Origin of the sequence: Nostoc sp. ChiQUE02 (assembly GCF_034531305.2) — a bacterium.
Classification (GTDB): domain Bacteria; phylum Cyanobacteriota; class Cyanobacteriia; order Cyanobacteriales; family Nostocaceae; genus Nostoc.
In genome coordinates, this window is sequence record NZ_JAVRBN020000021.1 from 41,581 (window position 1) to 62,061 (window position 20,481).

The window sequence follows — 20,481 nt, forward strand, 5'->3', positions numbered from 1 at the left end:
GCATGGCTTCCGGGCAACACAAAGGCTTTAGAGGAATTATAGCTTGCGTAAAAAAGTATTTTTATTAGTATTAAATAGTACAATTGCAAGTTGAATTTTTATTAAATAAATCTAGATTAGCTTCATCAGTTTTTCATATCTAAGGATTGGTTGACAGTGATCTAAATACATCTGGTGTGTGACCTAGAGTAATTATATGAAGATGAGATATTTTTTGTATCATAATCTACATTAGATGTTTAAGCACTATTTAGTAGTAATTACTCTTAGCAAGATAACTATATTTTATACGGTTGCATTTGAAAGACATTTACTATGAAATGCGTCATAGTTGATATGAAGTAAATAAATTTTAAGTTTTCTTAAGAAAATACCAAGATTGGTATGCATAGACAGAAAGTGGAGGTGGGACTGTGAGCGATGAAAGTGTTTCAGAAGTCGAAGTGAAAGAACCTGTATCCTCTGAAGATGCTAGCTTTTCGAGCAAATCAGCTCAAAAACCAACCAGGGCATGGTTGAAGCCATTATTCTTGGGTGCTGGTTTAGGAATCGCGATCGCCTTGGGTGGGATGGGTATATTAAGTCGTCTTCCATCCCGTCAACAAAGCGCGGTAGCGGATAAAAAAGTTAACCCAACCATGACAGTTACCATCGCCACAGTAGAAACTGCCCGTGTTTTCCGTACCCTCAAAACTACTGGGACTGTTGCAGCACGTGATTTAATTCCAGTGCTACCGCAGACAAACGGCTTACAAATCAAAAGCATCCCTGAAGATGTAAAAGAAGGGGCTTTTGTCAAAAAAGGTCAAGTGTTGGCAGTGTTGGATGGTTCCATACTGCAAAACCAAATTAGCCAAGCAAAAGCAGATGTGGAATCAAAACAAGCAGATGTGGAATCAAAACAAGCAGATTTAGCAGCCAAGCAGGCAGATTTGGCATCAAATAAAGCCATAGTCCAACAAAAACAAGCAGATTTAGCTCAAGCTAAGGCGAAGTTAGAAGAAGCAGCCAAGAATTATCAGCGCTATCAACAACTCGCTGACTCTGGAACGATTAGTAAGCAAGAACTCGATACTCGTTCCTACGCAGTGAAAACTGCCATAGAAGTTGTGAATCTGTCCCAAGAAAATGTGCGTAGTGCCCAGGCCAATATCGGCAGCGCTCAAGCTAATATTGGTAACGCCCAAGCGATCATCAACAAAGCCAAAGCCGATGTTCGCAGCAGTGCTGCTAAGGTGCAACAACTACAAACTCAGTTGGGACAAACTGTGGTGCGATCGCCTGTTTCTGGAGTAATCGCCGAGAAACTTGCCAGAGTAGGTGATGTGACTGGTGTGCCGCCACAAACTCAGGTTGGAACCGTGATTGGTGGCACACAAAAGCTATTTTCGATTATCCGAGATGAAAAATTAGAACTTCAGGCGAAGGTGCCCGAAATTCAACTAAATCAAGTGAAAATTGGCGCATCCGTGCAAATTACTTCTGATGTCGATCGGCGCGTGCGATCGCAGGGACGAGTCAGGGACATACAACCACAGGTGAACGATCAAAGACGGGAGGCTACGGTAAAAATTGACCTACCGCCAACAACTTTACTTAAACCAGGGATGTTTGCTAGTGCAGCAATTACTACGAACTCAGGGATGCGGATGGTGGTGCCGCAAAAAGCAGTGCAATCCCAAGCAGACTCAAGTGTAATTGTATTTATCTTGTCGGGTGAAAATACAGTCCGCAGCCAGAAAGTAGAGTTAGGAGATCCTGGTAATGGCGACAAAGTGGAAATCAAGAGTGGGTTACAGTTGGGCGATCGCGTCGTAGTTGATGGTGCAGGCTATCTCAAAGATGGCGATCGGGTTCGAGTCACAAATTGAATGGAATAGGGAATGAGAAGAAATAACCAATGACAAATGACCAATGACAAATGACTAATCCAAAATCTAAAATTTCCCAATGTCCTTTAATATCTCAGCTTGGTCGATCAAAAAACCTGTTCCCACAATAGTTTTATTTTTAATTTTGACAGTAGTTGGTTGGTTCTCCTTCATATCCTTGGGGATTGATACTAACCCAAATATTGATGTACCAACAGTTTTAATAAAAGTCACCCAACCAGGTGCAGGCCCAGCAGAACTAGAATCCCAAGTGACGAAAAAAATTGAAGATGCCGTCGCGGGGTTGGGCAATATCGATTATATGATTTCCACCGTCAGCGATGGGAATTCTAAGACCACAATCAATTTTGTTTTGGGTACAGATAGCGATCGCGCCACCAATGATGTTCGGAATGCGATCGCTCAAATTCGCCAAGATTTACCCCAAGATATCAACGACCCAATTGTGGAACGCCTAGAATTTGCCGGCGGCCCGGTGATTACTTACGCAGTTAAATCAGATCGGCGTTCTGTAGAAGAATTAAGCAATCTCGTAGACCAAACCATTAGCCGCGCCTTATTGGGAGTCCGTGGTGTCGCACAAATTCAGCGTGTGGGTGGGGTTGACCGAGAAATTCGGATTAACCTCAATCCAAACCGCTTAGAAGCTCTAGCTATCACTGCCACTCAGGTAAACGATCAAATCCGCGCTTTGAACATTAACTTACCCGGTGGACGCGCCGAAGTTGGTGGTAGCGAACAAAGTATCCGCACTTTAGGGAGTGCCGCCAGTGTGGATCTGTTGAAAACCTACGAAATCCTTTTACCACAAGGTGGTTCCGTACCCTTATCCACCTTGGGAACCATAGAAGATAAATTTGGTGATGTGCGCCAAGCTGCCCGCTTGAATAATCAACCCGTGGTAGCTTTCCAAGTCTTGCGTAGTACTGGCAGCGTTCTGGTGACAGTCGAAGAAGGAGTGAAAGCAGCAATCAAACAACTGGAAAAAACCCTTCCCGCAGATGTCAAGCTAGATTTAATTTTTACTAGAGCCGATATTGTCCGCCAATCTTACCAAAGCACCATTGATGAATTGATTCAAGCTTCGGTGCTGGCAGTCATCGTTATTTTAGTGTTTTTACGAGACTGGCGAGCAACATTAATTACGGCTGTTGCCTTGCCCCTATCAATAATTCCCACCTTCGCAGTGCAGCAAGCCCTTGGTTACACTCTCAACAACATGACTTTGTTGGCATTAGCGCTGGCGGTGGGCAACTTGGTAGATGATGCCGTTGTGGAAATTGAAAACATGGAACGGCACATGGCTATGGGTAAGTCAGCTTGGGAAGCTGCTTTTGACTCTTCCGACGAAGTAGGATTAGCGGTAATAGCAAGTTCAGCAACGATTATTGCTGTATTTCTGCCTGTCGCCTTTATGGGGGGGATTCCGGGGCAATTTTTCCAACCATTCGGGGTTACCGTTGCCGTTTCCACAATTTTTTCAACTCTTGTCGCGCGGATGGTTACGCCGATGATGGGGGCGTATCTTTTAAAGGAGGCAGGGGAGCAGAGGGGCAGAGGGGCAGAGGGGCAGGGGGGTAGGGGAGTAATAAAATTCTTTAATTTTAAATTTACACTTCCAGGTAGCGGCAACAGAAGTAAAAAACTCAGAACTGAAAAGCGTCGGCGCTTTCAACCTTATAGATCGCTTTTGGAGTGGGCGTTACGCCATAGATTGACAACAATGGCGATCGCTTTAGCTTTCTTTATTGCCAGTCTGACGCTGGTTCCCTTAATCCCCAAGGGTTTCGTTGATGATGGCGACTTCGGGATTTCTAACGTATCTATAGAACTACCTCCTGGTTCGACTTTGTCAGACGTTAACAAGGTAGTCACACAAGCGACTGACATCATCCGACAAAACCCAATAGTTGAACGTGTACTAGCAACGGAAGAGATCAATTCTGCAACCCTTGCGATTAATCTCAAACCCAGAGAAGAACGGAATATTTCCCAAAAACAGTTTGAGGAACAAGTGCGCCCTGACTTTGAGCAAATACCAGGAGCTAGAATTAGTTTTCAAAGTCAGTCACCAGGTGATAGCCGTAAAGGTTTATCAATTGTTCTGAGGAGTGAAAATCCCCAAGCATTGAATCAAGCTGCTGATGCGCTAGAAAAACAGATGCGATCCATAACTGGATTGGTAGAAGTGTCTTCTACTGCAAGTTTGGTTAAACCAGAGATTTTGATCGTTCCCAACCCACAACGGGCAGCAGATTTGGGGGTGACAGTGCAAGCGATCGCTCGGACTGCTTCCCTTGCCACCATCGGCGATAATGAGGCCAACTTGGCAAAATTTAATTTGAGCGATCGCCAAATCCCCATTCGTGTGCAAATCGACCCGGAAGCGCGGGCTGACATCAACACAATCACAAATCTCCAAGTCCCCAGTCAAAATGGCAGATTAGTTCCCCTTGTCGCAGTGGCAGATATCCGCTTTGGTAGTGGCCCTGCTACCATCAACCGCTACGATCGCGCCCGTCAAGTTGCCGTAGAAGCTAACTTGCAAGGAATTTCTTTAGGAGAGGCAGTCCAGACAATCAACAAACTACCTGCAATGCAAAACTTACCGCCAGGAGTAGTACAGCAACCATCAGGCAGTGCCAAAATTATGCAAGACATTTTCGGTCGCTTTGGCGGAGCATTAGGGCTGGCATTAATGTGTATCTATGCGATTCTGGTGCTGCTGTATAACAACTTCCTGCATCCATTATCGATTATGGCGGCCTTGCCCTTTTGTTTAGGCGGCGCATTGGTAGCGTTGATGGTTGCCCAAAAACCTTTGGGACTTTATGCCCTGATTGGTGTCGTGTTGCTGTTGGGGATTGTCACCAAAAACTCGATTCTGTTAGTTGACTACACAATCATCAATATGCAGGAAGGCAAAACCCAGCGTCAGGCACTCGTAGAATCGGGCGTATCACGTCTGCGCCCAATTATGATGACTTCTTTGGCAACGATCGCAGGTACTCTGCCCCTAGCATTGGGAATTGGCGCAGGTTCTGAAGTTCGCCAACCAATGGGAATTGCCATTATGGGCGGTTTCACAACTTCCACCCTGCTGACACTGGTGGTAGTGCCAGTAATATTTAGCTACATTGATAACTTTCAAACTTGGATTATGAATACATTGCGCTATGGCTTTGGCAAGAAACCATCGCGTTAATAATTAATTGTAGAGACGGCGATTTATCGCCGTCTCCTTAACCGAACCGTATTGCTTCCGCCTCTCTGCCTATTGTGCGATCGCATTTACCACTGGGAATCATAACAAACAGATTCACCTGAGTAAATAACCAATGGCTTACCAAAACATCACTGCTTCCCTTTCCCCAGCAGATATCCAAGAAATTAAAGCAGCCTTTGCGACTATCCAAGCAAAGATGCCTTTTCTCGTAACCCTGAGTGTGGAAGAACGACGCAAGTTATTTAAGATGGGCGATAAAAGACTCGCTTTTGTCAACACTAGCCTGATTGCTGCCCAGTCTAACAAGGAAATCTTACCAGCCAGCTTCGATTTAGATGAGTTTGTCCGGGATTATCAACTAGCCGCGAACCTCACCGAACTGTTGATTGGACTGCAACAACTGACAGAACAAGTAGATGATACGCTAATGGCAGTCGGTAGCGAAGCAATGGGCAGCAGCTTGACAGTTTATGATTACGTCAAGACAGCAGCTAAGAAAACTCCAGGGTTAAAAAGTATAGCTCAACAATTAGGCGATCGCTTTAAGGCTATAAAAAGTAAACCTGCCAAAGCTGCTGTCGATTCTTAAAGGATTTTTAAAAGCCTTTAGTGATGTAGCAAATACTTTGAGATCCCCCTAAATCCCCCTTAAAAAGGGGGACTTTGATTCTAGTTCCCCCTTTTTTAAGGGGAACTTTGACTTTACTCCGGTTCCCCCCTTTTTAAGGGGGGTTAGGGGGGATCTCCAATAACTATGCACCTTAACCAAGCAGTATTGGGTAGGGGGTATAAACACTAGAAAATATGACAAACAAACTCAATAGCAGCAATCACCATTTACCTTACAATCCAAAGCTTGTAGAAAGAGCGAAAGAACTTCGTAAAAATATGACCCCAGCAGAAAAAAAGCTGTGGTATGAATATTTGATAAATTTTCAATTTCGGGTTTTAAGACAACGACCGATTAATCATTTCATAGTTGATTTCTACTGCCCTACTTTAAAAACAGTGATTGAAGTTGATGGGGATAGCCATTTTACAGATGAAGGTCAAGATTATGATCTAGAGAGAACAAACATTTTGGAAGGCTATGGTTTAAAGATTATTAGGTTTACAAATAGTCAAGTTTTAAATCACTTTGATAGTGTGTGTGAGCAGATACAGCGTCTGATCCCCCCTAGCACCCCTTAAAAAGCTACGGTGTACACACAAGTCTTCTAGAGTTGCGCCACAGGCTTTTGATCCCCCCAACCCCCCTTAAAAAGGGGGGCAAAAAGCTCTTAAAGTCCCCCTTCTTAAGGGGGATTTAGGGGATCTCAAAGTATTTGCTACTGAGCAGAGGACAGATCTTAAAGTCCCCCTTCTTAAGGGGGATTTAGGGGGATCTCAAAGTATTTGCTACCGAGCAGAGGACTTTTCAAATATCCTCTTAACCGAATCGTATTGAGAGTCTCCTAATTGGCAAAACGAGATGTATCTTTTGGTCGATGAACATCAAAGATTCAGCAATGAACCTCAAAGATTCAGCAATGAACCTCAAAGCTTCGTCGATGAATATCAAACATTCAGCGATGAATATCAAACATTCGTCGCCGAATATCAAACATTCGTCGCCGAATATCAAACATTCGTCGCCGAATATCAAACATTCGGCGATGAATATCAAACATTCGGCGATGAATATCAAAGCTTCGTTAATGAGTATTTAATACTCGCCCACGAACATTAAAGGCTCTCAATCAGGAATTAGGAATTGCAAGCTTGGTATTATACCCATAACCGCGTGTAATCTGCCGCCTTGCCCCAAATTATGCTCACCACACCCCGCCACAGCAGCAAGCCTTCTCCCTTTATCCTTTATGCTTTAGCCTTTATCTTCTCCTTCCTCCTCTGTCTACCTTGGGTAAACGCCAAAGAAACCCCCAAACCCAAACCGCAACAGTGGCAGATTGACGGCATAGTAGCAGCCCTTGACGACAGCTACCCCAAAGTAAAGGGATATGCTTTTGACAAATTAGCTGAATATAAGCCGCAAGATTTAAAAATTCTGCTTAAAAAACCGGAGGAAATTGCCCAGAAAGCCGCCAACATCCTCAAGGATGAAAAGGTTGATTCATCTGTTCGTAGCAGTGCGGCATCGGCATTGGGCAACCTGGGAGAGGCGGCAACCAAGTATATCCCTGACATCCTTAACATCCTCAAGGATGAAAAGGTTAACTCATATATTCGTGGCAGTGCGGCATCGGCATTGGGCAACCTGGGAGAGGCGGCAACCAAGTATATCCCTGACATCCTTAACTTCCTCAAGGATGAAAAGGTTTACTCAGTTGTTCGTGGCAGTGCGGCATCGGCATTGGGCAACCTGGGAAAGGCGGCAACCAAGTATATCCCTGACATCGTTAACATCCTCAAGGATGAAAAGGTTGACTCAGGTGTTCGTCGCAGTGCGGCATCGGCATTGGGCAACCTGGGAGAGGCGGCTACCAAGTATATCCCTAACATCCTTAACTTCCTCAAGGATGAAAAGGTTAACTCATATATTCGTGGCAGTGCGGCATCGGCATTGGAAAATATAAAACAACTCAAGTTGGAAGAGGTTGTTGTAGTTTTGAATTATATCTATGAACCAAACCAGGAAAGCCTTAAAGACAACGGAACTTTTGAATATTGGCGGTTTTTGACTTATTTCCTTAGTGGTGGCAATGATGAAGTAAAAACGCTACTCACATGGGTAGGCAAACCTGAGAGAAAAGCAGTTCCTCCTAAACTTACCCACGAACAGGGCAAGACAACACTAGAGGTTTTTCTCAAAGCCTGGGAACCTACTCAGGGGTTTACAGAATTAAGAGAAGACTTAGCCAAGCAAATTTCCGAAGTTGCCACTAACAAAAAGGTGACTTGGAAATTAGATAATCTTCTCTTACTGCAAAGCCATTACAACAACCTCAAACAAGTCAGATCCACCCATGCTAATGCGGTGCAGTCAGTTATAGATAATCTGGAGGTGTGGCGATGGTTTGTCCGCGCCAGAAATACAATCCTCATCCATGCTGCCTTGTGGCTAGCCCTCATCTTTGCCTACCCCAAATTTCCCCAAGTCCAAGCCATCTTCTTCTGGAACCCGTGGGTACGCCGAATTTTCGGTGTCGGCTATGTCGGCTTTCTCCTTGCCTGGGTTCCGTTCCTGCGCCGCAAACTGTTTGAGCCGTTCCAGCCTTCTCTATTAGCCGATGCAGGCTTAGATAACTTTAATGACCAATCATACTTCCCAGAGTCCAGAGTCAAAATTCCCATTTCCGAAGAAATCCTCCCTGTCACCGCAGCCTTACCCAGTATCAAAGGGCAAATAGTCTTAGAAGGCGATTCTGGTTTAGGCAAGTCGATGTTTTTGCGCCATCTCGTCAAAAACTCCCAGCAAATTCTTGTCTATCTCCCCGCCCAAAAGTGTCATAAAGGCGTAATTGAAGCCATCCAAGACAAGCTACACGGCCAAGCCCAAGATGCCGGCTTCTTAAAAAACCTGATTTACAGTGGTGCAATTGACATCTGCATCGACGGACTCAACGAAGTCACCGCCGAAACCCGCGCCAAAATCTGCCAGTTTGTGGAAAGCTATTTCCGGGGCAACATTATCATGACAACCCAGCCCCTAGAGTGGACAGCGCCCTCAACAGCCAAGATATATAAATTGCAGCCCCTTGAACAACAACAAATTCAAGAGTTTTTGATATCCCGTCAGCCGCGACTCCCCAAAGATGCCCAACTTCAAGGTGCTGATTACGCCAAAGCCTGCACCAACTATTTAACAGAAGTCTTCCAACAGCCACAGGCCAAAGAAGAGTTAGATGCTGTCCGCCGAATTCTTTCCAATCCAATGGATCTAACTGTGGTAGCGCTGATGTTATCACAAGGCAAACACCCTAATTTATTTCGGCTGCAAGAACAGCAATACAATTTAATAGCGGCAGAATACCTCAAAGAATGGAATCAAGAATTTCCCTTAAAGAAATTCTCCGCCGCCGTCTACGAAATGCGACTCGCAGACAAACAAGCCTTACCCGCAGATGAATTTTATCAAGTCGCCATGTCTTTGTCAGACGAGAAATACAAGATGGTAGTCAGCCGTCAGTGGCAAGATGAAAAAGGCGAAGCCAAAAAAGAATGGTACTTCCGCCACGATAAAATCATGGATTTCTTCTTAGTGCAGAACTTTCTCGGCGAAACTGATGCCGCCGAAGGACTCTTAGTTGATAGAATGGGCGACCCGCGTTTTCGTGGCGTTTACTTCTTACTAGCAACCTTACTTGAGATAGATGCAGCCAAAAAACTGCGGGAAGAATTGATTCAATACGCCGCTGACACCAAAGACAATACAGTGAGTAATACCTTTGTGCAGTTGTTGCGAACTAGATAATTCGTAATTTAACAGTGGAGTAAGGGATTTAAATCCCAATACAGTTCAGAATGAGCAACAAAACCCTCATGTAGAGACGCGATTTATCGCGTCTTCAAAGACCGTATGGTGAAGCAAGCTACACGCAGTGTGCCGCAGGCAATTCCATTCGTCTTGGCTCTAAGTGCGATCGCTTTCATCGCTACGATCGAATAAACTTTCGTGCTAGCTGGAATGTTGAATAACTCGGAGTCCTTTTTCGATTGAGCAGATTCTAGATGAGGATTTTTACGGCGATCGAGCGATCGCCGGATAATACATCATTAGGAGCGGACAAAACAGAGATAATTTCAATTAATCGTAAAACATAATATCTACTGCCCCTCAATTCAACCGTTAGCGTCACGATCTGGGAGTGTTTATTGTATGCAAGTAAATGTTATTGCCATGACTCTGCTAGTCTCACTGGTTGCGGCGCAGGGTGCTTACGCGCAAGACATTGATATCACGAGTAAGGCATTCATGCAGGCGGCGCTGACGGTGATGACATTCGACTACTACGCCACAAAATGCCAGCAGGGTAGTGGCTTCGTTGCTAATGATGCTGCCAAGATCGACGCGTGGCAAACCGCAAACGGTGTCGCCCAGATCCGCATACGCCTACGCGACCTCGATCGCTACCCCACCCAAAAGCAGCAACTCGACCAGGCTGTAGCCAATATCACTCAAAAGATCGCAGGTCAGTACGTCAATCTTGATGCCTGCACTGCGGCATTGTCGGTGTCAAAACTACCTGACGCGCAGTTTGCAACGGTGTCACCACAACTCCTCGCGTCGGTGAGCAACCCCCCCAAAACACCCAACAAGGCCGAGCGATCGCCTTCCGCCACACCTGCGATTGTTTCTTCCCAATCGAACGCCAAAATTGTGGCTCAGATCGATAGTTTTGGCTTCAATTCGCGTCCGAAGATGGGTATTGGTGGCTTCATAGCCCTCGATATCTATCCCGTTGTCCTCTTTCGCAACGGCGATGCGCTCACCAACGTCGAAGGGCTTTCTTTCGGAGGCGGTCTCGAAGCCCACAAAGGTGTAAATCCGGACGAATGGACACGTTGGCGTCGTCAGGGTGGCAAACTGCAACTTGCACAAAAGGACGGCTGGAAAGCGTTACCTTTCCAAACGACGTATCCGAAATTGCCGAATGACTTCAGGCTTGACGGACTCTTCCGCTCGCTCTCTGGCACGGGGACGGTTGCGATCGGAGGCAACCAATCCATCGCTGCTTGGCAGGACTATCGCTTCTCGGCTGATGGCCGAGTCGTGCGCGGCAACGGTGTCGGTGGACGCGCACAGTCCGGTGGCACATCGATCGCTACTAGCAACACAGCACCAAATCAGCGCGGTCGCTATCGCGTTGAAGGACTGACGCTGGACATCACCTACGACGATGGCTCAAGCGAGCGTCGCATCTTAATCACCGATCCGAAAGATCCCAAGAGTGTCATCTGGCTCGATGGAGTTAGCTATGTACGCCGGAAGCAGTGACCTTTGTTGAATTAAAAACAGTCTTTACCTGGACGCGATATCATTTCTAAATGGATAGACAGGTGAACCGAAAGGTTCTACAATCTGACTGATTGCGGTAAATTTACCTATTGCCCAATCCACATAAGCATAGTAAAGATTTTCTAGTGATTGCGTTTGATTGCGGAAGCACTAAATTAATATAGGAAAGTCTTGAGTAAAGGGCAGCAAACTAATGGATGTAAAGCTGATTCTAGCTGGATTAACAGTTATATTTACGCTTTCGTGCTTGTTTTTTGGCACGAAAAATGGATTCTATGATTCAGATAACTATCACGGCAATGGCTCCGCACATTGAGATAAATCTGTAGACGCTTGGGCGACTTACCGTAGGATGAGTTGGCTAAGAGCGCTCAAAACTTGCAAAGGGAAAATAAACAAGAGGCATCCTTTAGCTCCTAGTTTGTTGGCTTGTTGTTAGTCCACCTTTCCGAACCAGTGCGGGTTCGGTGGAGGCGTCCTCCCCAATCAAAAATCTGTATTCTCAGGGTGTAGGGGCGCACGATAAAACTTACCCCTAAGTCACAAAACCAAAATTTGTGTAACTTTTGGATTTTGGGATATGTCCATGATGATGAGGTTTGAGGGGAGGAGAGCATGAGGGATAATCTGTCGGCATCCTCTCGCGTAGATGCTGCGGAAACGGGTAGTGAATTAGAATGTTTGCCCTATAGTGTCCAGCATTACGATGAGGGCGTGTGTTTATTGGTGAAAATGGGCCCACACCGCATATTGCTGGACTGTGGTTTGGAGGATATTTCATCGCTGGCTAAGGGGCTTACTAAGTCGGTACGTGGAGCTAGTTCGCCCCTACCAGCAGATTTAGTTTTGATTAGTCACGCCCACCCAGATCACTCCAGAGGCTTACTGGCACTGCATAAGGCTTTTCCAAAGTTACCTATTTATGGTAGCGAAGTAACCAGCAAATTACTGCCGCTGAATTGGCTAGACCAAGATCCTCAGGAAATTTCCCAATTTTGTCATGCCTTGCCGTTGCGATCGCCTGTAGAATTCCAAGATGGTCTGGTAGCAGAATTATTTCCCGCAGGGCATCTACCAGGGGCAGTGGCAATTCTACTTACCTACACTACCCAGCAGCGTACCTACAAACTACTGTATACAGGAGACTTTTTCCTATCTAACTCCCGATTGGTAGAAGGTTTGCGTTTAGAAGAACTGCGGGGCTTAGACTTAGATGTGCTAATCATTGAAGGCACTTATGGCACATCCCGACATCCCCATCGCCGCAACCAAGAAAATCAACTAGCAGAGCGAATTAATCGCGCGATCGCTGACCATTGTTCTGTAATCCTTCCCACTCCTGCTTTAGGATTGGGTCAAGAACTGCTAATGCTCTTACGGTCTCATCACCACTTCACCGGACGAGATTTAGATATCTGGGTAGATGGGGCTGTCGCCACTGGGTGTGATGCATACCTAGAACTGCTATCTCACCTCCCCCCATCCGTGCAGAACTTCGCCCGCCATCAACCCTTATTTTGGGATGAACGGGTGCGTCCCCGCGTGCGTCGTTTACAACCAGAACATCGTCCTACTGTAGGTAAGTCACCTTGTATTGTCCTCACCGACTCTACAGATGATTTGGGTAAGCACTGCCAACTAGACACAGGCCCTTGGCTAATCCTCCTACCAGAAAAAATTGATATAAAAGTTAACAAAGAATATTTAGCACCCACCACTGTCGAAACCTATCTCTTGGCTCAACATAGTGACGGCCCTGGTACTACGCAGCTAATTCATAATTTGCGACCCCAGCACGTCATTTTTGTCCACGGTTCTCCTGCCTACTTGGCAGACCTGACTAGCTTAGAGGAGTTGCAAAACCGCTACCATATACATTCCCCGGCGGCTGAAACCTTAGTAGAACTGCCCATCGGCGACACATTTTTACAACCGGCAGCGCCAGAGACTAACTACGAAGGCGAACTGACAGAGTTAGGAACAGTAATCACAATCACCCTCCCCGATGTGATTACTGCTGATCCGCGTTGGCGGCAGTTTGCCGATACTGGGTTAATCGAAGCTCGTTGGCAAGGGGAAGAATTAGTATTAAGGGGATTGTCTCAACGAGAACTGCTCAACCAAAATAGCGATCGCTATACATGGACAGATGTCGACTGTTGCGGTACTTGCCGATATCAAAGGGGGCAGCGGTGTTGGAACCCAGCTTCCCCGTTGTTTAACTTCAAGGTAACTCTCGAAGGTTACTGTCCTGCCTTTGAAGGTTTGAATGATAGTCAATAGTCATTAGCTCTTTGTCCTTTGTCATTTTTGACTAATGACTAATAACTAATGACTAATGACAATTATTCTGGATTCGAGTCAGTGTAACGGTTGTGGATGCGTTCAGCTTCGGGACAGTCCTCAGTCATCAGAGGTTCCACATTCCCGCGTGGTACTGAAGCCAATTTTTGCGTTACAGCACCAATGCTCTCGAGGCGAACCATTTCTTCCCAAGAACAAACTTCATCCTCTTCTTCTGTTTCATAGCGTAGGGTCACTAAATCTCCCTCTATGTCGATGATGCGGGCGCGTTCAATCCAGCGTTGCTGGTCCCGCAAGAAAACACATACCTCGCGCCCATCGCAACAGAGTTGATAAATCTTGCGGTGTAGCATGTATTGTTTCTGCCTTTTTAAACAACGTAGTTAAACCTGTCAAAATCTGGGTTCTACCCCATTAGATTACACCTTTAAGAGGTTAATTTCACCGTTTAGAACAAGTACGCTTCATAACTCAATCCCAAGACTTGCTTGTAGTTGTCAAAATATTGGGAAATGTTGGGTCATCAATCAATAGTTGCTGTACCAATGAACTTAATCTCCCTCTGGCTTATTTTAGGGAATGTCTGCTTCATAGAAGTCAAACAATTCAGTACCTGTCCTAACCAGGTTAATATTTACTGGTGAGTCATTCTTACCATTATGTAATAAAGAATACTCCAAAACAATCGTTGATTGCGGTTGTTTAACTTGCCTACTTTTAATCATTGGCATTACTGGGAAGTCCGGGGACTTGATTTTACTTTTACCCACTTGTATCTGATCTTAACTCATTCTCTTGCTGACCTTGATGGTTTTCAACAATAACACCCAAAGAGTTTTGAGTTTTTAAGATTTTTGCCCGATTATAGAAAGCGAGTTGGGGAAAAGGCAGATAGACAAAGGAGATAAAGAGCAAAGGGTAAAGACCTTGAGAAGATTCCCCTCTGCTTCAGTAAAGCAAGCAGAGCAAGCTTGCAGTTTAAGGCTGTTACTGAATTTCTGTTCAGTGACTCCAAATCATCCGGGGTCGAATCCCCTTGGAGTTTGCTCCTCCTGGCTCCCGCCTCCTGACTCCCGCCTCCTGCCTCCTTCAACCGATAGAGGAAATTCCATAAGCACGTTCGACGAGGACGCTTCTCGTTTAATTTCACCTGCGCGAACTGCATTGTATAAGGCTGCGAGGGCTGGCAAATCCTCTGACTGATAGCATTTAGTGGACAGCACTTGCTGGAGTAAACCCTCAGATTCAACACTAAGATATCCAGTTTGGAAAGCAGATTCAACGAGTGTGCGAATCATGTTGATTAGGGCAGAGTAAACAATTTATTACGTCAAGTGTGGAACATTTTTCTTTGCTATTAATTGATATGGAACATTAATAGTATGTGATTATAATTACACGTAGATAGTGATTGCCATCACAAGAATGTTTAAGAATATGAGCTTTAGGTGCATCTCCCTCTTAAATGTACTTAGATAGGTAGCCCGAAAAGCTTAAGTATTAATATTGAGAAGCCAAATAATTTAACAATATTAAAATATAAAAAAACTTTTAGGCAAGCATCCAAAAAATATAGTTGGGTCTTGTAAGCAATCAAGCAAAAAACTGGCGGAAATCTTCATCCTTTTTACTTAATTGCACCCAGTCTAGATTTAAAGACTGAAATTTTTGCACCAAGCGATCGCAAGCCGGACGTTCGGTAGCGTAATGTCCGGCATCGATTAAAATAAGACTGCGATCGCGGCTTTCTTGAAATTGATGGAACTTACAGTCAGAAGTTAGATAAGCTTGAGCACCACTTTTGGCGACGGCTGAAATAAAACTAGCCCCCGAACCACCCAAAACCGCAACTCGTGAAATTGTTTGCTGTAAATCAGCACTTGGGGAAAAAATCAAATTAGGGGGAGCAAGTCGCGTTTGAATTGTCGCGAGTAATTCCTGTAGTGTTAAAAATGGTTCTAGCAAACCAATACGACCATATCCTAAACCTGCTTGTGTAGGTAATATAGGAGTAACTTCCTTAAGTTCTAAAATTTGAGCTAAAACGTCAGCAGTACCATCCTGTACTTGGTCAAAATTCGTGTGGGCGCTGTAAATACCAATATTGTGGGTAAAGGCGAACCTTACCATTTCTGCGATCGCTTCACCAGTGCGTAAGGACTTGAGAGGATTAAAAATTAAGGGATGATGGGCAAAAATCAGATTAGCATTAAGAGCGATCGCTTCCTGCATTACTGCCAAAGTCGGTGTCAAACATACCAAAACCCGTGCTTTTTCCTGCAACACTCCTGGTTCAATCTGCCAGCCACAATTATCCCAGCTTTCACACCAAGTGGGATTTGCCCATGCTTCAAACCAAGTAATTAAATCAGCAATTTTCATAATTATTTTCTTCAGCAATTTCTAATTGCTAATCAGTGTCTCTGTGGTTGAATATTTAATTTTAATGCTAATTGCTGACGCATTTCTTGGAAAGGTTTGTTCCATACAGGGCTAGCATTCCAGTCCCATACTGCTACTGGGATAAGTTGTTCCTCAGCAAGATAAGTTAGCAGACGGTATTCATCTTCTGGTTCACGAGAAAATGTGAAGGGATTGCGGTAACCTGTGTCACATAGTTTATAAGATGTGATCTGACCGTGATTAATCCGTTGTAAAAGTTCTTTACCTTTGATAAGCAAATAATCCAAAAAAAGCAGACTAAAAGGCTCTATATGTGCGCGTTTTTGTGGCTCTTTTTGTACCCATCTTGCCCACTCAAATCCATACATAAAATCATGAACATAACGGAAGCGCATTTCCGTTTTATTTCCGAACATCTCCGTTAGGTAAACCATCTTTTTACCAAAACTTTTTAAGAAAGGAACAGCTCCCTCCTCCGCAATTAAAGCCTGCTTAATCATACTACTTACCAGAAAATCAAAATCCCAGAAGATATTTTCTGGGAAGTTTTGCAACTGAGTAAAGACTATGCTTTCGAGAGTTTCTTGTAGGGTTATGATAATTTGAACGTCGGTGTTTCGTTCAGCACTCAAATTTCCCAATTCTGCAAAGCTGGTAATTAACGTTTTTTGGGGATTAAGTGACAATAAGTTAACAGACTGTTGGGCAAGGATTTCATCAATAAATTGAAAAGTATGAGTTGGTGTTAGTTTTTGCTTCATATTAATTGAAATCGCCCATATAACTTACACTAAATATTAGTATATATCTAAGTAATTAGAATTTTTAATAACCATAAATAATCTTAACTTTTGAATTTACAAATTTACACGAATTATTTGGTCTATATCTGCTTAAATTACCATCAATAATTTTCATGACAAAGCTATCACGGCAAAATTTATTTAATGCATATTACCGTGTGGTTTACTATGTTATGTCCAAAGGTTAGGCAGTATAAACAGAGTATTTAAACTCTACTAAACTAGACTTTAAATAAATAAAACTTGAGAATCGGCTATCCAGAGATGTGAACAACCAATTCTCTTAGATGACTTCGCTGGCGGTGTTCCCAAATATAAATTCCCTGCCAAGTTCCCAGTACTAAATGACCTTGATTAATGGGGATATGCTCAGAAGTTTGGGTGAGTGCAGTACGAATGTGTGCTGGCATATCATCGGGACCTTCAGCATCGTGGATGTATTTTCCCGATTCTGGTACGAGTTTTGCCATAAAGTTAGCTAAATCCACAAGGACATCAGGATCGGCATTTTCTTGGATCACTAAACTGGCTGAAGTGTGGCGCAAAAATAGAGTACAAAGACCAGTTTCGACTCCCGATTCTGCAACGGTGTCCTCAATTTTTGCAGTGATGTTGTAAAAAGATTTACCAGTGGTGGAAATTTTTAGTAACTTTTGGTAGTGAGTCATCTGTAATTTGATTAATTATTGACTAATAACCGTTAATTTTTTAGTTTGGATGATTTGTCTCACCATATAACTAAAGTTTATAGCGCTTCTCATTTGGATGCAATACGCGCTATGGACGCACAGATGTACGCCCATACTATATTTTACGTAATTGAGAACAGCTATAATCTTCCCATAGGAAAGCTAGCAGCGGATGAGACGCTATCAGTTAAGTAAAGTTTAATTACTGCGAAAATGGTTGAGAATAGCATGAGCGATCGCTTCATTACCATTCTTTGCAATTGGTTGAGATTGCTTTGGTGGTTGAGGTAAGTCACATAGAAAATCCCAAGTCCCTTGAAAAAACTCAGATGGGGTGATGATTTGATGCTGGTTATAATTAGTTATGCCTTTTAGTATAAAATTTGCTTCGGCAAAGTCATCACGCGGTATGGTAATAATAGGCACTCCTAGTATTGTGGCTTCAGAAAAAGTGCTGTAACCAGGTTTAGAAACGACTCGTCCACAAATCGGCATAAAATCCACAGGGCGGTATTTGCGGTCATCAATTTTGACTAAATTAGGTAAATCAGGAGCAGATTGATCGAAGACGATAAATTGCCAATCTGGAAATCGCCGCAGGTTATCATAAGGGATTTGCTGTAAACCCAAACCGCCAAAGGTCAACAAAATAGTTTTTTCAACTGGTGCAGTTATTCCCCAAATAGAGCGTAAATCATCAGCAGAGTAACGGGGAGAACCGCCTGTTAAGCCAACATCTGTGATATTGTTAAAAGCTGGCATTGGTTCGTGGAAAGGAAGACGAAACAGGCGATCGCACTTTGAGTACCAATCACTAATCCAATCAGCAACTGCGGTAAATTCGCCTCCCCAATCTCGGTAGATAAAGTCCCAGCCAAAGTTACTCATCATCCAGCAGGGAATGTTTGCAGCTTTGGCAAACCCAGGAGCCAAGAAGGGAATATCTGCCAAGATGAGATTAACGCGATTTTGGCGGATAAAATTCACTTCTGAGGCAATCAGCGAATTTTGATGCTTCTTAATATCCAGCAACTTTTCTAAAGTCGCTACTTTATCCATTGTCAAACTATCAGTTTGCACCACACCCAAATCAAATGCACGGGGACGATAGATAAAATCGCCTTCTATATAGCACTCTAGCAACCAGCGTGGGGCAGTACTCACCATAATTAGCAGAACTTCTGGACATAATTTTTGAATTGTTGCAGCTACAGAAGCCGTGCGGGTAGCATGACCAAAGCCGTGGTTAGTTATGGCTAAGTATAATATTGGGCGTTCCATTTTATAATTAGGAGATTAGGAGAGATGCGATTAATCGCGTCTGTACAAGAGTTAGGAGTAGAGACGCGATTAATCGCGTCTGTTAAGAGTTAAAATCATAATTTCGAAACTGATAACTTATAACTCCTAACTTTTAATTAAGTTTACAAAAACTTTGAATTGCCTCAATCAATTGGTCGATTTCCGATTCTAAAGTAAGGTAATGGACGGTGGCGCGTATACAGCTAGGATCGGCAATTGTCCGAGTTAATATGCTTTGTGAGTCTAAAAATTGTACTAACTTCAAATGAGGTTGGGGCTGATTATTTGTGAGTTGAAAAGAAACTATACCGCTTTCGGGTGGGGAAGTTCGCAGACACTTGACATTAGGTAACGCTACTAACTGCCGCCAAAGGTAGTCACTGTTGTGGCAAATTTGCTCGTAACGTTCCTGTGATGTTCCCCATTGCTGATGGATAGCGATCGCTTCCTTCAAGCCAACATACAACGGATAAGCTAATGTAGACACTTCATATCGCCGTCCATCGGGAAGCCAATCCACAGGTTGAGATTGACTATCCACAACAATACCATTCAAACCAATAAACGTAGGTTTCAGGTTTTCTCGTGCTTCTGGTCGGACGTACAAGCCACCAGCACCCGCAGGGCCACATAACCATTTGTGACCAGTGAAAGCATAAAAATCTACACCCAATTCTGTCAAGTTTAAAGGCAACAGACCAGCAGATTGGGCAGCATCTATCAGTAAAAAAGAATGATTATTTCTGCATACTTCGGCAATTTTATCAAGAGGTAAAACTTGACCAGTATTCCAGAAAACATGACTCAATATTACAAGACGCGTATTAGGACGTAAGTGCTGGGCAATGACGGTTACGGGGTCGCCCTCATTTAAAGTTGCCTTGAGGGGACAGGTAGTAACTTCCACAGAGAATCTCCGCGAGATTTCTTGGGATGTGGCAATTACACCTGGATGTTCGCAGTCTGAGAGCAGTATGTGGTCGCCAGCACGCCACTCAATGCCCCACATGGCGATATTACAGCCAACAGTGACATTCTGGGTGAGAGTAATTGTTTGACTTGGTGCATGTAACTCCGAAGCGATCGCAACTCTAGCGGCTTGAGTCTGGGGCGCTATCCAGCGATACGCCTCATTGCCAAAGGGGCCTATTTGCTGAACATAAGCTTGAGTTTGGGCCATAGCATCCATTGCTCTTTGGGGCATCGGCCCTTGTCCCCCATAATTAAAATAAGTCTTATTCGCTAAAGCGGGAAATTGCTCTCGATGCTGATGCAGCTTGATTGGTGATGCAGAAATAGTCATAATTTACAAGGGATATCTGCTGTTTGCAGGCTATTGATATTAGAGGTATTTGTACTTTGTGTAGGAGCGACGCTAAAAATAGGGATGAGATTAATTTAAGACCTCGCTGCCAAATCTCATTTTGTAATCAGTAACGATAAATGCTCTGTGACTTTTTGTCCGAGATTCTGGGCTGTTTGAGAAGTAATCAGATGGTGTTTGAACTCTGATGCATGACGCCACGGATTAGCCTTGCGATCTGGATCGGACTCGTAGCGGGGAAAGAGATGCCAATGAATATGTGGCTCACTATTTCCATAACAGGCATAATTCATTTTCCACGGACTAAAAGCGTTAACAATAGCTTGTCCTGCCAGCATCACTTCTTTAAATAGGGCAGACTGGATAGGTGAGGGAACTTCATGCAACTCTCTAATATGTTTTTTCAGAAGAATAAGGGAGTATCCGCGATGAAACTGATGATCGCCAATCACAAAGATTGAATGCTCGAATTCGTGAATAAAGTAGGGATTCTGACCGTTCCTCCAGAGTGTGACACGCTCACAGATGAGACACGGCTCATGTTGTTCTGTCATGTACCCTTGTAATAATGAATAAACA

16 protein-coding genes and 1 pseudogene are annotated in these 20,481 nt (G+C 44.0%); 8 read left to right on the forward strand and 9 right to left on the reverse strand.

Annotated elements, in window-relative coordinates; genetic code table 11:
- Window positions 1-413 precede the first annotated feature (413 nt).
- The 8 genes from RM347_RS21160 (at window position 414) to RM347_RS21195 (ending at window position 13,360) form a co-directional block, all read left to right on the forward strand.
- Window positions 414-1,871 carry an efflux RND transporter periplasmic adaptor subunit gene (locus tag RM347_RS21160; RefSeq protein WP_322715906.1) on the forward strand — a complete coding sequence of 486 codons (1,458 nt, stop codon included), beginning with the start codon at window positions 414-416 and terminating at the stop codon, window positions 1,869-1,871.
- Between the two features lie 79 nt (window positions 1,872-1,950).
- Window positions 1,951-5,097, forward strand: coding sequence for an efflux RND transporter permease subunit (locus tag RM347_RS21165; RefSeq protein WP_322715907.1), 3,147 nt, complete (start codon window positions 1,951-1,953; stop codon window positions 5,095-5,097).
- Between the two features lie 133 nt (window positions 5,098-5,230).
- Window positions 5,231-5,707: a hypothetical protein gene (locus RM347_RS21170; RefSeq protein ID WP_322715908.1), complete on the forward strand. Its 477-nt coding sequence runs from the start codon at window positions 5,231-5,233 to the stop codon at window positions 5,705-5,707.
- 215 nt (window positions 5,708-5,922) lie between these two features.
- Complete coding sequence (locus tag RM347_RS21175; RefSeq protein WP_322715909.1) at window positions 5,923-6,309, forward strand: endonuclease domain-containing protein; 387 nt, start codon at window positions 5,923-5,925, stop codon at window positions 6,307-6,309.
- Between the two features lie 280 nt (window positions 6,310-6,589).
- Window positions 6,590-6,847: a hypothetical protein gene (locus tag RM347_RS21180; RefSeq protein ID WP_322715910.1), complete on the forward strand. Its 258-nt coding sequence runs from the start codon at window positions 6,590-6,592 to the stop codon at window positions 6,845-6,847.
- 81 nt (window positions 6,848-6,928) lie between these two features.
- The gene (locus tag RM347_RS21185; RefSeq protein WP_428850590.1) at window positions 6,929-9,532 is read left to right on the forward strand and encodes a HEAT repeat domain-containing protein; all 2,604 of its coding nucleotides are present in this window, start codon (window positions 6,929-6,931) and stop codon (window positions 9,530-9,532) included.
- Between the two features lie 405 nt (window positions 9,533-9,937).
- The gene (locus tag RM347_RS21190) at window positions 9,938-11,056 is read left to right on the forward strand and encodes a hypothetical protein (protein WP_322718307.1); all 1,119 of its coding nucleotides are present in this window, start codon (window positions 9,938-9,940) and stop codon (window positions 11,054-11,056) included.
- 636 nt (window positions 11,057-11,692) lie between these two features.
- A complete protein-coding gene (locus tag RM347_RS21195) occupies window positions 11,693-13,360 on the forward strand; it encodes an MBL fold metallo-hydrolase (RefSeq protein ID WP_322718308.1) in 1,668 nt (555 codons plus the stop codon).
- A 62-nt stretch (window positions 13,361-13,422) separates the two neighbouring features.
- On the opposite strand, the gene RM347_RS21200 is transcribed toward RM347_RS21195, so the two are convergent.
- From RM347_RS21200 to RM347_RS21240, 9 genes and pseudogenes are all read right to left on the reverse strand, one after another.
- Window positions 13,423-13,734: a DUF6679 family protein gene (locus RM347_RS21200; protein ID WP_012408115.1), complete on the reverse strand. Its 312-nt coding sequence runs from the start codon at window positions 13,732-13,734 to the stop codon at window positions 13,423-13,425.
- Between the two features lie 219 nt (window positions 13,735-13,953).
- On the reverse strand, window positions 13,954-14,112 hold the full coding sequence (locus RM347_RS21205; RefSeq protein WP_322718309.1) for a hypothetical protein: 159 nt from the start codon (window positions 14,110-14,112) through the stop codon (window positions 13,954-13,956).
- Between the two features lie 369 nt (window positions 14,113-14,481).
- Window positions 14,482-14,679: pseudogene (locus RM347_RS21210) on the reverse strand (hypothetical protein); the annotation flags it as partial.
- 295 nt (window positions 14,680-14,974) lie between these two features.
- Window positions 14,975-15,763, reverse strand: coding sequence for a Nif3-like dinuclear metal center hexameric protein (locus RM347_RS21215; RefSeq protein WP_322718310.1), 789 nt, complete (start codon window positions 15,761-15,763; stop codon window positions 14,975-14,977).
- 32 nt (window positions 15,764-15,795) lie between these two features.
- Window positions 15,796-16,545: a hypothetical protein gene (locus tag RM347_RS21220; protein ID WP_322718311.1), complete on the reverse strand. Its 750-nt coding sequence runs from the start codon at window positions 16,543-16,545 to the stop codon at window positions 15,796-15,798.
- Between the two features lie 296 nt (window positions 16,546-16,841).
- Window positions 16,842-17,255, reverse strand: a complete 414-nt coding sequence (locus RM347_RS21225) for a secondary thiamine-phosphate synthase enzyme YjbQ (RefSeq protein WP_322718312.1) — start codon at window positions 17,253-17,255, stop codon at window positions 16,842-16,844.
- 219 nt (window positions 17,256-17,474) lie between these two features.
- Window positions 17,475-18,557, reverse strand: a complete 1,083-nt coding sequence (locus tag RM347_RS21230) for a glycosyl transferase (protein ID WP_322718313.1) — start codon at window positions 18,555-18,557, stop codon at window positions 17,475-17,477.
- 133 nt (window positions 18,558-18,690) lie between these two features.
- Window positions 18,691-19,881, reverse strand: a complete 1,191-nt coding sequence (locus RM347_RS21235; RefSeq protein WP_322718314.1) for an aminotransferase class V-fold PLP-dependent enzyme — start codon at window positions 19,879-19,881, stop codon at window positions 18,691-18,693.
- Window positions 19,882-19,997: 116 nt separating this feature from the next.
- Window positions 19,998-20,456 carry an HIT family protein gene (locus RM347_RS21240; RefSeq protein WP_322718315.1) on the reverse strand — a complete coding sequence of 153 codons (459 nt, stop codon included), beginning with the start codon at window positions 20,454-20,456 and terminating at the stop codon, window positions 19,998-20,000.
- Window positions 20,457-20,481 lie beyond the last annotated feature (25 nt).